We start from the raw sequence: 13908 nt of genomic DNA, 5'->3' as shown, positions 1-13908 counted from the left end.
TAAATCTAAAAACCTTGTTGGGTAAGACTTTTAGACTTTTTGTCAATCAAAAAGTACCGGACTGGGAGTGATCAGGGGGAAAATTCAGGTACTTTTTCCCTGAAAATTAGGTAGTTGACCACCTGAAAATCGGTAAAACCCCACACCCCACACCCCACACCCCACACCCTACCCCCAAGAAAAACTTTTTGCCGCAAACCCTAATTAACTTTGCTTAGGTACTGAAGAAAAGGAGATTAACTAACAAATTTGCTTAAGCGGTTAATCAGGATGTAGAGACGTTTGTAGTCCACGTCCCTACGATATTTTCCAACAATACAAAGTTATGCTGCGATTAAACCGCCACAGCTTGATGAATGTAGCCTAATTCCGTCAATTTGTTCCAGACTTTGGCGACACTTTCCTCTAAAGTCTCTAAATCGGTGCGGCATTCCACTTCTGGGTTAAAAGGTGGTTCATAGGGATCATCAATTCCCGTAAAAGACTTGATTTCGCCAGCACGCGCTCTTTTATATAATCCTTTCACATCGCGCGCCTCACAGACGTTTAAGGGAGCATTCACGAAAACTTCGACAAAATTGCCGATTTTTCCCCGTACTTCCTCGCGAATCTCACGATAGGGAGAAATAGCCGAAACTAGGACAATCACACCGTGACGGGTGAGCAAATTAGACACAAAACCAATGCGACGGATATTTTCATCGCGATCCTCTTTACTAAATCCTAAACCCTTGGTGAGGTTCGTCCGTACTATATCGCCATCGAGAACTTCAATGGAATAACCTTCAGCGATTAATTTTGCCTGTAATGCCTCGGTAATCGTGCTTTTCCCCGCACCACTCAATCCCGTTAACCAAACCGTCACGCCGCCTTGTTTCATAGCAATCATTAATAATACTTAAATCCTGTTTAGCGTACCATATCTCAGTGATCAGTGATCAGTTACCAGTTATCAGATGGGAGTTTTCAGTTCACTGATTACTGATTACTGCTTACTGATAACTGAACAACCCCCCAACCTGATTGAAACAAACAACCTGTCACCACGATCACTGATAATGTATGTTGAGTTACTGTCTTGAATAAGGTAATGTTTAAGAAATTCCCCCCTCACACCCCGCTCATTCTTGGACTAGGTTCTGGGGTTGCGCTTTTTACTCTCACCAGTCTCTTTCTCTTTCACCCGAAAATTCTCGCTTGGCTCGATCGCAATAGTGCGTCGCTTCCTAGCCAAGATGCTAACCAACCCTCTGCCGTGGTTGATAGCGTTTCCTTACCACAAACCGAGCGAGATGTCAAGTTAAAAGATGTTGCCGATGCCAACGCACCCTCTTTAGATCGTAGTCGCGCCCGCTATCTCCTGGCCATGGATTTATTGAGAAAATATGAAGGGGGTCCGGCTTTAAAACAATTAGAAGGCTTAGAAAAACAATATCCTGTCCTCGCTCCCCAGATTCTCCTCAAACAGGGACGCGCCCACGAATTAAGCAACGATAGTGAAAGAGCGCAAGAAATTTGGCAAAAATTACTGGCAACCTATCCCCAATCGCCCGTAGTGGCGGAAGCTTACTACTCTTTGGGCAAATACGACCCCAGTTATCATGAGAAATTGCTCAAGGAATACCCCCGACACCCCCTCACTTTGGCTTTAATTCGCCAACGTCTTCAAGAAAATCCCGATCAATTTCCCTTATGGTTGCAGTTAGCCAAGGCTAATCCTTTTGATCCTACCCTCAATCAGGCCCGCGATCGTTTGGTGAAAGACTACGCCGAGCAGTTAACTCCGGCGGATTGGGCAATTATTGGGGCCGGTTATTGGCAGTCGGGATTGTACGAAAAGGCCTATAAAGCCTACGCTAAAGCCACTCCTAGCCCCGAACAAGCCTATCGTTACGCCCGCGGGCTACAAATTGCCAAAAAACTGCCAGAAGCTCGCACCGCTTACCAAAAATTAATTAAAACCTATCCCCAAGCCTCAGAAACCGGTTTAGGATTACTGCGACTCGCCCAAATTTCTCCTAACCGCGATGCTATAGCATATCTCGATCGCATTGTCAAGCAATTTCCCGATCGCGCCCCGGAAGCTTTGGAAGCGAAAGCCAAATTACTGGAATCAACTAATGCCCAGGCCGCTAGTCAAACATGGCAGACTCTATTAAATAAATACCCAAAATCCGACGAAGCCGCCGATTATCGCTGGTTAATGGCCCAAAGAGCCGCTAAATCCGGTGATTACGCCAAGGCGTGGCAGTGGGCGCAGCCAATTGCGGTTAATAATCCCGATAGTCAAATTGCCCCGAAAGCGGCCTTTTGGGTGGGAAAATGGGCGCAAAAACTCGGCAAAAACCAAGAAGCAAAACAAGCTTTTACCTACACTATTTCTCGTCATCCCCATTCCTATTATGCTTGGCGCTCGGCGGTTTTATTAGGTTGGGACGTGGGGGATTTTACCACTGTCCGCTCCTATAACCCTACCACCGTCAAACCCGCCACTCGTAACGCTCCCCCCGCTGGTTCGGAAGCTTTCAAGGAATTATATCGAATTGGTGAAGATACGGACGCTTGGAATCTCTTCCAAGCAGAAATTGTCGATCCTTGGAATTTAACCGTTGACGAACAATTTAACCTCGGTGTCTATAAACTCTCTCGCAATCAAAATTTAGAAGGAATTAACCTGATTTGGCGCTTGCGAGAAAGAGATACCCCGGAGGAAAAGAAAGCCTGGAAACTGCTGCGACAAAATGATAAATACTGGCACGCTTTATTCCCTTTCCCCTACTACGATACCATCCTGCAATGGTCAAAAGATAGACAATTAAATCCCCTGCTAGTGACAGCTTTAATCCGGCAAGAATCCCGCTTTGAAAAAGAAATTCGTTCTCCTGTGGGGGCAGTGGGATTAATGCAAATTATGCCCGATACGGGTAAATATATCGCAGGTAATACTGGCAATAAAAGTTATTCTTTAACTAATCCCGAAGATAACATTATGATGGGGACATGGTATCTGGATTATACCCATGGCAAATTCGCCGGAAATTCACTTTTTGCCGTGGCTAGTTATAACGCCGGACCTGGGGCAGTTTCCAAGTGGAGACAGCGTTTTGATTTTAGCGATCCCGATGAATTTGTCGAGAATATTCCCTTTAGAGAAACTAAGGGTTATATAGAATCGGTGTTTGGTAATTATTGGAATTATCTCCAGATTTATAACCCTGAAATTCAAGAGCAAATGAGCAGAATTGCTAACCCTTCCTAGGGAATTGATGGGGATGGGTAATTAACTCATTCCCTTAAGTAAGTAGGGAGGCACAATTATTTGTAGGATGGGTTAGCGCACTTCGTAACCCATGCGGGCGTTGGGTTTCATGCTTCAACCCAACCTACGTTCTGGCTACTGACGACCGACTCCTGACTCGGAGACTCCTGACTCCTAACCCCACCAACAAACTTTTTGCTGCAAACCCTAATTATGCAATCATTTAACTGGCAAACCGTCGATCGAGATTCTCCTTTTACTCGCTTAGATTTTCGGACAAAATTAACCATGATGATCGTGGTTACTCTCATCGCTTTTACCTGGGAAAGTCCGCTCGCTGGTGGTTTACTAACTCTTATTGTCGCTTTAGCTTGTCTCTGGGCCGGGGTAAAATGGTCTTATCTCCTCACCATTTTAAAATTCATGGCTCCTTTTTATCTATTCTTATTAATTACCATGGGATTTTTTAATGTGGAACAGGTAAAAGCTTTAACGGGAAAACCTGAATTAACTCCCTTATTAACTGTCGGTTCTGCTCAAATGACTGTGGAGGGAACCCTCTACGGTTTAAATGTGATCTTTAAAACTCTCACCATGGTTTTAATTATTCCCCTCGCTATTTTTACCACTGATATAAATCAGATGATGGTGAGTTTAACTAAAGCCAGAATTCCTTACAAAATAGTCTTTATCTTTTCCTCTACCCTGCGCTTATTTCCTCTCCTAGTAGAAGAATCTCGATCGATTATTTCTGCTCAAAGATTACGAGGATTAGCAATAGAAAAAATGGGTTGGTTACAAAAAGGAAAAATTTACGCTTCTATCGCTGTACCTTTAATTTTAAACGCTATGGCTAAATCGCAAAAATTAGAGGTAGTTCTACAAGCTAAAGCTTTCTCTGGTGATCCTGATCGCACATTTTTACAGGAATCAATCTTAACCAATAAAGACTATTTATTAATTATTGGCTTTCTATTTTTATTGGTTTTGGCAATTATTCTCTATGTAAAATTCGGGGTGGGAAAATTTGCCTGGTTGTTTTAAAATTAATCCCTATTGTATAGCTCGATCGATCTGGGTATATAAAGCTTCTAAATCCCCGGAATTGTCCAAAACAATATCAGCTAAGGCAATTTTTTCGGCTAAAGGCATTTGATTATTAATCCGAGCGATCGCTTGTTCTCTGCTTAAGTTATTTCTAGTCATTAAGCGTTCAATTTGTTGCTCTAAACCGCAGAAAACCACCCAAATCTCTGTGACTAAATGGGTTAGTTTGGCTTCCAATAATAAAGGAACAGAAAAAACAACTATCGGGACTTCTAACTGCTCTAAATGCCGCTTAAAACATTCTCTAACGTAGGGATGAATCTGACTTTCTAACCAGATTTTTTCCTCGGGATTATTAAAAATAATCTCTCCTAACTGTTGGCGATTAAGGGAATTATCCTCAGTTTTAACTTTTCTGCCATAACGCTGAAAAATTCTCTCTAAAATTGCCGAACCTTTTTCCACTGCTTCCCGGGCATAAATATCCGCATCAAGGACGGGAATTTTGTAGATATTTTCTAAATAATTAGAAACCGTGGATTTACCAGAAGCTATTCCCCCTGTCAACCCGATAATTCTTCTCGACATAGCACCCTAAATTTATAAACTCTCTATCTGTTGTAAAACTCTTGTTTGTACTTGTTGATAGGCAGTTTCCACATCTCCTAAATCGCGACGAAAACGATCCTTATCGAGAATGCGCGCTTGGGCATCCTCTTGGGTTTTATCCCAGAGACGACAGGTATCGGGGCTAATTTCATCACCTAGATAAATTTTGCCCGTTTTATCAACTCCAAATTCTAACTTGAAATCGACGAGAATAATCTGGCACTTATCGAAAAATTCTTGCAGATATTGATTAATTCGCAGGGCTAAATCTCGTAACTGATTGACTTGATCCTCCCTGGCAATATCGATCACTTTTATGCGATCGATTGTTAACAAAGGATCGCCCAAAGCGTCATCCTTGAGGTAAAATTCTACAAGAGGAAAAGGTAAAACTTTCCCCTCCTCTAATCCCGTTTGCTTGCACAAACTCCCGGCGGCGATATTTCTGACTACTACTTCCAAGGGAATGATTTTAATCGCCTTGACGCGCATTTCCCTAGAACTAGGGCGATCGATATAATGGGTAGGTATTCCTAGGGATTCTAACCATTGAAATAGGGCAGTGGAGATAGTACAGTTAATTTCCCCTTTACCGACAATTTGCCCGCGTTTTTGGGCATTAAAAGCGGTGGCATCATCTTTGTAATAAGTGAGGAGAATATCGGGATCATCGGTTTGATAGAGAATTTTGGCCTTACCTTCATAGAGTTTTTCCATAGTTATCATCCTCGGCAATTGATAAACGAAAATCGATGGTTAATCAGATAGCGGCAGCAGCAAATTTTGGCGATCAACCTAGACAAAAAATATATATCATTGGGTAGATGATCGTTGAAAAAAATAATGTATAATTGCTGCTTAAAGATAACTGTCAACATTTTGCGACCGAACCTTAACCTATAACCAAAAAGTGTCACGATTTAAGTGGTCAATTTTTGGCGAATCAGCCAAGTTTTTACTTAAATCCTCAATGATATCCAACAATTGATATTATCTCCCATTACCATTACCGAAAAATCTAAAGAAATTCCGCAAAATTACCCGCCGTCGCCCTATGAGTCAGAATCCTCCTAACGATGATAACCCGAATCTCCCCGATCGCCGCAAGGAGAATTTTCTTTATCCTCGCGCCCCCTACTATGGAGAATTTAAGCCAGAAAACTTGCTATTTAACGCTAATTTACAGGAATTTGCCCAAAAGATCAGTTTTATTTGTAATCTGGAAACGGGGGGCAAAATCAGTTCTCTAGAAGCCTACGAAAAAATTAAAGCCCTCTGGAAAGACTTAAAACAGAGCAAAAAAGGCCTAGGCATTGGGGAAAATCCCTTTCAAAAAGATGATGATGCCTAAAGGATAATCAGGAAAAATCTCCTCGCTTTATCAAAAATGCTGGGACAGAAATATTTTCTGCCCCATACAATTAGATAAGCAAACGCTTAAAAATTACCGTGATTTTGGATGGCATTTTCTAATTTTGCCACCACTTCCTCGACGCTAATTACTCCTAAATCGCCCGTGGCACGGGTGCGAATACTTAAACTATTAGTTTCCATTTCTTTGGCCCCCACCACTGCCATCACGGGGATTTTTTCGGTTTCAGCATTGCGAATCATTTTAGCCAAACGTTCGCCACTGGTATCGGTTTCGACGCGAATTCCTAACAACTGCATTTTCGCTGTCACCTCTTTAGCGTAATCCAATTGACTATCACTAACCGGTAATAATCGTATCTGGACAGGGGCTAACCAAAGAGGAAAATCTCCCGCGTATTCTTCGATTAAAATACCGATTAAACGTTCCAAAGAACCAAAAGGGGCGCGATGAATCATCACCGGACGTTTACGATTACCATCTTCGGCAACGTATTCTAGTTCAAAACGTTCAGGTAAATTATAATCTACCTGTACCGTTCCTAACTGCCATTCTCTTTCGAGGGCATCTTGGAAAATAAAGTCTAATTTTGGACCATAAAAAGCCGCTTCTCCGGGGGCTTCAAAATAATCCATCCCCAAAGTTTGCACCGCTTTTCTAATCGCTGATTCTGCCTTTTCCCAAGCTTCATCGGAACCGATATACTTATCCGATTCGGGGTCACGAAAACTCAATCGCGCCTTAAAATTCTTTAATTGTAAACTCTTAAACACCGTCAAAATTAAATCAACAACGCTTAAAAATTCCTTGTCTAATTGTTCGGGAGTGACAAACAAATGGGAATCATCCACGGTAAAACCGCGAACTCTAGTCAATCCTCCCAATTCTCCCGATTGTTCGTAACGATAAACTGTACCGAATTCTGCCAAACGCATCGGCAATTCCCGATAGGATCTCAAATCACTTTTATAGATTTGAATATGAAAAGGACAGTTCATCGGTTTGAGCACAAATCCTATTTCCTTACTAGCAGATTCCTCATCGTCTGCCATCATGGGAAACATATCTTCTTTGTACTTTTGCCAGTGACCGGAAATTTTAAACAAATCGACGCGAGCAATATGGGGAGTAACTACGGGTAAATAACCGCGTTTTAACTGTTCTTTTTTGAGAAAATCTTCTAACAAAGAACGAATTAAAGTTCCTTTGGGTGTCCATAAAGGCAACCCCGGCCCGACAGAATCAGAGAAAATAAATAAACCTAATTCTTTGCCTAATTTCCGATGGTCGCGTTTGAGGGCTTCTTGTTTGCGGCGCTTGTATTCGGCTAATTGTTGGGGATTTTCCCAAGCTGTGCCGTAAATGCGCTGTAATTGGGCTTTATTCTCATCCCCACGCCAATAAGCACCCGCTACCGTCTCTAATTCGATCGCTTTTGGGTCTAGTTCACTTGTATTATCTAGGTGCGGACCGGCGCACAAATCCCACCAAGCGTCACCAAGATGATAGAGGGTGATGGGTTCTTGAATTCCCGCCAGAATTTCCAGCTTATAGGCTTCATTAATCGCTTTAATGCGCTTTTCCGCCTCTTCCCGAGAAACTTCCTCGCGCATCACCGGCAGTTTTTTATTGATAATTTTGACCATCTCTTTTTTGATGTCCTTGAGATCCTTATCGGTAAAAGGTTCCGGCACATCAAAATCGTAGTAAAATCCAGTTTCAGTCCAAGGCCCGATAGTAACTTGGGCTTTCGGGAATAATTTCTGCACCGCCATGGCCATAACATGGGAGGTGGTGTGACGAATTCGCTTGAGGTGGTCGGATTCGCTGGTTTTCGGTAGTTTAATCGGGGCTTGGTTATCCATATCTCTTGAATTTACACCTTCTCTATTCTCTATTTTAATAGTAAAAGGAGTCTTTAGTCAGGAAAAAAATCAAGATAGATATCAATGCCATTTCCCCTCATCTCTAACCTCTAACCCCTCATCTCTATTTTCTGATGAAAAAACTAATTTTATCCTGTTTATTTTTGGGATTGGTTGCTTGTAATGCCGCGGTTAATACCACCGATAACCAAAAACCAAAGGTAATCTCCACTAGCACAATTATCGCCGATTTAACCGCACGAGTGGGCGGTGAAGAAATTGACCATCAAGACATTTTAAAACCGGGGGATGATCCTCACGTTTATGAACCGGTTCCCGCCGATAGTGTGGCTTTAGAAAAAGCCGATTTAATTCTCTATAACGGTTATAACCTCGAACCGGGGTTAATTAAAATGATCAATTCTACGGCAGTTAAAGCTAAAAAAGTGGCCGTGGGAGAAGCAATTAAGCCTTTACAACTGGAAAAAGAGGGGCAGAAAGTCCCCGATCCCCACGTTTGGGGTTCGGCGAAAAATGGTATAATCATGGTGGAGAAAATCCGAGATCAATTGATTGAATTAAGTCCAGAAGATAAAGAAATTTTTACTGAAAATGCCGCCCAATTAATCAGGGAATTAGAAAATCTTGATCGCTGGATTACTGCGGCTATTGAAACTATCCCCCCTTCCCAAAGGCAATTAGTCACCACTCATGACGCTTTTCAGTATTATGCTCATGCCTACGGTTTAAAAGTTGCAGGAACTTTAATTGGCATTAGTACCGAAGAACAACCTAGCGCCCAAACGGTGAAAAATTTAGCCGATGCTATTAAAAATCTCCAGGTTCCTGCTATCTTTGCCGAGACGACTATTAATCCCACTTTAATTACCACTGTAGCCGAAGAAGCGGGGGTAAAATTAGCACCACAACAATTATATTCTGATTCGATCGGTGCGGTGGGTACTGGGGGGGATAGTTATGTAAAAATGCTCAGGGAAAATACTCGCTCGATCGTGGAATCTTTAGGAGGAAAAGTACCTCAAGAAGGTCAATAGACCTCTTGTAAAAATCAAAAAATTGTCCTTAGAGTCAGGAGTTAGGAAGGCAGAAATACCGACAATCAGCAATTATCGGTGACTTTTAGATGATGACAAATGGATCAGCAGCTGCCTGTAAGCATCCCACCGAAAAGCTAATGCGCGGGGGGTTTGGGGGCGGCGCCACGCCCCCAACGGGGGGTTTGGGGGGTAGAACCCCCCAAAAGCTTGGATTGAGGGAAAAAATCGAAAGTAACGCCCGACTTTAGCAGAGAGTTTCCCCTTAAAAATCCCAACTTAGTAGATTTACAAAGCGGGGTTTATTTCCCAAATCCTTTACCGCGATTGACAGCAGGTAAAATGAGACAACTGTTAATCTGTTCTTTTAGGGTTTCATGATCGAGATTTTGACCGATAAGAACTAGCTGATTTTTGGGAGTACCTTTCCATTCGTCATCTTCGAGAGTAAAACGTTTGCCACTGAGGTGAAAAATATGACGTTTAGGACTTTCATCAAACCAGAGAATACCCTTAGCGCGGAAAACGCTTTCTGGTAACTGATTATCGAGGAAATATTGGAACTTCCGAATCGAAAAAGGTTGGTCACTAGCAAAGGAAATAGAAGTAAATCCATCCACCTCTAAATGATTGGAATGGTCGTGATGATCGTGATCATGATCGTGGTCGTGATCATGATCGCAGTGGTCGTGATCGTGGTCGTGGTGATCATGGTCGTGGTGTTCTTCTTCTGTGTCGAAATATTTATCCGATTCAAATAGTCCGACGCTGAGAATTAAGGGTAAAGGAACCTGACTTTTGCTAGTACGAAGAATTCTCGCTCCTTGCTTCATGTCCCGGATTCTTATTTCTAAAGAATCCACATCCGCTTCATCCACTAGATCGGTTTTATTGAGAACAATAATATCACCGTAGGTGATTTGACTTAAGGCCGCTTGCGAGTTGAATAAATCGAGACTAAAATTGGCACAATCCACCATAGTGACAATGGAATCTAAACGGGTCATTTCCCGTAATTCTGTACCTAAAAAGGTTAAAGCTACCGGTAAAGGATCGGCTAATCCCGTGGTTTCTACGACTAAATAATCGATTTTTTCGGGACGTTCGAGAACTTTATAAACTGCTTGAATCAAATCCTCGTTAATCGTGCAGCAAATACAGCCATTATTTAATTCTACCATGCTGTCATCACTGCTGATAATCAGTTCGTTATCGATACCGATTTCACCGAATTCATTGACAAGAACAGCAGTTTTTAATCCCTGTTGATTACTGAGAATATGATTGAGGAGAGTAGTCTTACCACTACCAAGAAACCCAGTAATAATTGTTACTGGAAGACCTTGTTTTGGCACTGACATCGTGTTAATAGCTTGTGATTCGACGGTTTGCATAATGATTTGGGGGTGAGTATTCTGTCACTAAAAAGCGATTTTTCGGGATGAGATAGCTAGTTTTTCTCGATCAAACAGTCTCCACTCGATCGCCGACTATTTTTATTGTAGATATTTTTGGACCACATCCCATCCTGTTAGGGTAACAAAAAGAAAACCCAGAAACAATAAAAGATTAGTGCCGATGTGGAGAGACCGCGCTAGAGGTGGACGAGTTGTAATGTTCAGGCCGCTAATTGCCGAAACAAAAACCAGAAAAACCACCGATAAACCCGCTATCAGGTGGGAAGAGTGGCCTAAACTGCCATAATGACCGATTGTTCCCACTAATCCGATTCCCAGCAGAATTAAGACCAAAGCAACCATGATCAGGCCGCTGACCAGATGAAAGGATCTTAACCATTTCGGTCGAGATTGGCCCGCGAGTCGTCGATAACCCATGTTTACCCCCGAAACCGCTAATAAAAAATAGGCAAAGAGAGCAAATCCCATCGACCAAGCGGCAATTTTCCATAACCAGAGAAAGGAAGGGAGATTCATAGGGGTGGGATTATTATTAGCAAGGAAAGGGACGACCGATCGTGTTAATTTAAGTTTACCGGACAAAAATCAGCAAGTTAGGGCTAATATGTCTCATCTCACCATCGACACGGAAAATAATCAGCGTCAACCCTTTGAGTTACCCGGGGCTAAACCCCATTATAACCCCGATCGACCCGGACAAGTTAATCATATTTTTCTCGATTTAATTATTGATATTCCTCAGCAAAGTTTTCAGGGCAGCTGTCAGATTACCCTCACCCCCATTCGTCAGGGAATTAGCAGTTTAACTCTGGATGCGGTGGATCTAAATATTAATTCTGTGTTCATTGAAGATATCAGTCAACCCTTTGACTATGATCGTTCTCTCCTGACTATTCATCTGCTACAACCCACTACCGATAAACCGATTCTCCTCACGATTAACTATCAGGTTAAGCAACCACAACGGGGATTATATTTTATCGGACCCGACGAATATTATCCCGATAAACCGATGCAAGTTTGGACCCAGGGAGAAGATGAAGATTCTCGCTTTTGGTTTCCCTGTTTTGATTATCCCGGACAGTTAGCCACTTCCGAAATTCGGGTGAAAATTCCCCAACCCTATATCGCTATTTCTAACGGGGAATTAATCTCGGTGGAAAACGTTGGTGAAGACAGAATTTATCACTGGTCACAAAAGCAAATTCATCCTACCTATTTAATGACTCTTGCGGTGGGAGATTTTGCTGAATTACGCGACTCATGGAATGGTGTTCCTGTCACTTATTATGTGGAAAAAGGACGGGAAGAAGAGGGACAAAGAAGTATGGGTAAAACTCCCCGCATGATCGAGTTTTTTAGCCAAACGTTTGGTTATCCCTATCCCTATCCTAAATACGCACAAGTTTGCGTAGATGATTTTATTTTTGGTGGGATGGAAAATACTTCCACCACAATTTTAACCGATCGCTGTTTGATCGATCAAAGAGCAAGTATTGATCATACTTGGACAGAAAGCTTAGTTGCCCATGAATTAGCTCATCAATGGTTCGGTGATTTAGTGGTGATTAAACACTGGTCTCACGCTTGGATTAAAGAGGGAATGGCTTCCTATTCTGAGGTTTTATGGACAGAATCGGAATACGGAAAAGCTGCTGCTAGTTATTATTTATTAGGGGAAGCAAGAAGTTATTTAGAAGAAGATACTTCCCGCTATCGTCGTCCGATTGTTACTCATGTTTATCGAGAAGCGATCGAACTTTATGATCGTCATCTCTACGAAAAAGGTGCTTGTGTTTATCACATGATCCGCTCTATTTTAGGGGAAGATTTATTCGGAAAAGCGATTCAGACTTTTGTGCGGGATAATGCTCATAAAACCGTGGAAACTGTGGACTTATTAAGGGCGATCGAAAAAGCGACCGGGTACAATTTATTATTCCTCTTTGATCAGTACGTTTATCGCGGTGGTCATCCCGATTATAAGGTGGCCTACAGTTGGGACAATCAGAATAATTTAGCCCAATTAACTGTCACCCAAACCCAGGATGAAAAAGAACTATTCGACTTGAAAATTCCCGTCGCTTTTGCCTATCTCAACTCTGACGATCTTACCTACAATCTGCGGATTCACCAAAAAGAACAAAGTTTCTATTTTCCCCTAGCACAAAAGCCCGATTTTGTCAAGTTCGATCGGGGTAATAATTTCCTCAAAACCGTCACTCTTGAGTATCCTATCGGCGAATTAAAAGCGCAATTACAACAGGATCCCGATCCAATTTCCCGTATCTATGCAGCCATTGCCATTGCTAAAAAAGGCGGTTTAGAAGCGATCGAAGCTTTAGGGACATCCCTAGAAAATGAGCCTTTTTGGGGTGTGCGTGTGGAGGTGGCCAAACAGTTAGCAACTCTTGGTTTAGATCAAGCGGTTACTGCTTTAATTAAAGGTTTAAACGATGAAAAAGCACAAGTACGTCGGGCAATTGTCGAGGGATTAAGTGAAATTAAAACCTTAGATAGTTATAACGCGCTTAAATCCCTATTAGAAGCCGGAGATGCTAGTTATTATGTGGAAGCGGCCACGGCGCGAGGATTAGGCTCTATGGCCGTGGGACAATTGCAAGATCAAGAAGGGGAAATTATTGACCTACTCAATCATATTTTACAGTCAAGAAAGGGGTGGAATGAGGTAGTAAGAGCGGGCGCAATTGGCGGTTTAAGCCAGTTAAAAACCTCGCCGGCGGCTTTGGAGTCAATTTTGACCTACACGGCTTTAGGCACGCCTCAACCCCTGAGATTAGGAGCTATCCGCGCCCTGGGAGCGATTTCTTCGGGACAAACCACGGATAAATTAACCGTAATTTTGGAACGTTTAGAAACCATTGCCAAGGAAACTTTTTTCTTGACGCAGGTGGCAGTGTGTAACGCTTTAGGACAGATAGAAAATGCCAAAGCTATCGTTATTTTACAAGCTTTGAGCGATCGAACTCCCGATGGTCGCGTGCGTCGTGTAGCGGAGGAAGCAGTACAAAAAGTCCAGAAAAAATTAGGTTCCGAGAAAGCAATTCAGGAAATTCGCGAGGAATTAGAAAAAATGAAACAGGAAAATCAGGAACTTAAAAGTCGTTTGACCAAATTAGAGGCGAAAAATAGTTAGTTAACCTGAGTTATCAGTTATCAGTTATCAGTTATCAGTTATCAGTTATCAGTTATCAGTTATCAGTTATCAGTTATCAGTTATCAGTTATCAGTTATCAGTTATCAGTTATCAGTTATCAGTTAT

11 protein-coding genes are annotated in these 13908 nt (G+C 42.2%); 5 read left to right on the top strand and 6 right to left on the bottom strand.

The window, feature by feature from the left end:
- Positions 1–334: 334 nt before the first annotated feature.
- A complete protein-coding gene (gene cysC, locus IM322_RS11410; RefSeq protein WP_287675266.1) occupies positions 335–880 on the bottom strand; it encodes an adenylyl-sulfate kinase in 546 nt (181 codons plus the stop codon).
- A gap of 210 nt (positions 881–1090) precedes the next feature.
- Here cysC and IM322_RS11405 point away from each other — a divergent pair, with 210 nt between their 5' ends.
- Positions 1091–3259, top strand: a complete 2169-nt coding sequence (locus IM322_RS11405; protein ID WP_287675265.1) for a lytic transglycosylase domain-containing protein — start codon at positions 1091–1093, stop codon at positions 3257–3259.
- 213 nt (positions 3260–3472) lie between these two features.
- Entirely contained in the window at positions 3473–4303 is an 831-nt protein-coding gene (locus IM322_RS11400) for an energy-coupling factor transporter transmembrane component T family protein (protein WP_002756500.1), read from the top strand.
- A 9-nt stretch (positions 4304–4312) separates the two neighbouring features.
- On the opposite strand, the gene coaE is transcribed toward IM322_RS11400, so the two are convergent.
- A complete protein-coding gene (gene coaE / locus IM322_RS11395; protein ID WP_287675263.1) occupies positions 4313–4894 on the bottom strand; it encodes a dephospho-CoA kinase in 582 nt (193 codons plus the stop codon).
- Positions 4895–4906: 12 nt separating this feature from the next.
- Positions 4907–5632: a phosphoribosylaminoimidazolesuccinocarboxamide synthase gene (gene purC, locus IM322_RS11390; protein ID WP_287675262.1), complete on the bottom strand. Its 726-nt coding sequence runs from the start codon at positions 5630–5632 to the stop codon at positions 4907–4909.
- 337 nt (positions 5633–5969) lie between these two features.
- On the opposite strand from purC, the gene IM322_RS11385 reads away from it, so the two are divergent.
- Complete coding sequence (locus tag IM322_RS11385) at positions 5970–6266, top strand: DUF7219 family protein (RefSeq protein WP_286824323.1); 297 nt, start codon at positions 5970–5972, stop codon at positions 6264–6266.
- 86 nt (positions 6267–6352) lie between these two features.
- Here the strand turns inward: IM322_RS11385 and thrS are convergent, their stop codons facing one another.
- Complete coding sequence (gene thrS, locus IM322_RS11380; protein ID WP_287675261.1) at positions 6353–8152, bottom strand: threonine--tRNA ligase; 1800 nt, start codon at positions 8150–8152, stop codon at positions 6353–6355.
- A 134-nt stretch (positions 8153–8286) separates the two neighbouring features.
- Here thrS and IM322_RS11375 point away from each other — a divergent pair, with 134 nt between their 5' ends.
- The gene (locus tag IM322_RS11375; RefSeq protein ID WP_287675260.1) at positions 8287–9207 is read left to right on the top strand and encodes a metal ABC transporter solute-binding protein, Zn/Mn family; all 921 of its coding nucleotides are present in this window, start codon (positions 8287–8289) and stop codon (positions 9205–9207) included.
- Between the two features lie 302 nt (positions 9208–9509).
- On the opposite strand, the gene IM322_RS11370 is transcribed toward IM322_RS11375, so the two are convergent.
- Entirely contained in the window at positions 9510–10601 is a 1092-nt protein-coding gene (locus IM322_RS11370; RefSeq protein ID WP_287675259.1) for a CobW family GTP-binding protein, read from the bottom strand.
- Positions 10602–10703: 102 nt separating this feature from the next.
- Positions 10704–11141: a DUF4079 domain-containing protein gene (locus tag IM322_RS11365; protein WP_287077979.1), complete on the bottom strand. Its 438-nt coding sequence runs from the start codon at positions 11139–11141 to the stop codon at positions 10704–10706.
- Positions 11142–11145: 4 nt separating this feature from the next.
- Here IM322_RS11365 and IM322_RS11360 point away from each other — a divergent pair, with 4 nt between their 5' ends.
- A complete protein-coding gene (locus IM322_RS11360; RefSeq protein ID WP_287675258.1) occupies positions 11146–13782 on the top strand; it encodes a M1 family metallopeptidase in 2637 nt (878 codons plus the stop codon).
- The last annotated feature ends 126 nt before the right edge of the window (positions 13783–13908 follow it).

Source organism: Microcystis sp. M109S1, from assembly GCF_020247025.1.
Lineage (GTDB): Bacteria > Cyanobacteriota > Cyanobacteriia > Cyanobacteriales > Microcystaceae > Microcystis.
The sequence above is the reverse complement of the archived record's forward strand: the minus strand, read 5'-3'. Positions and strand labels throughout refer to the sequence as shown.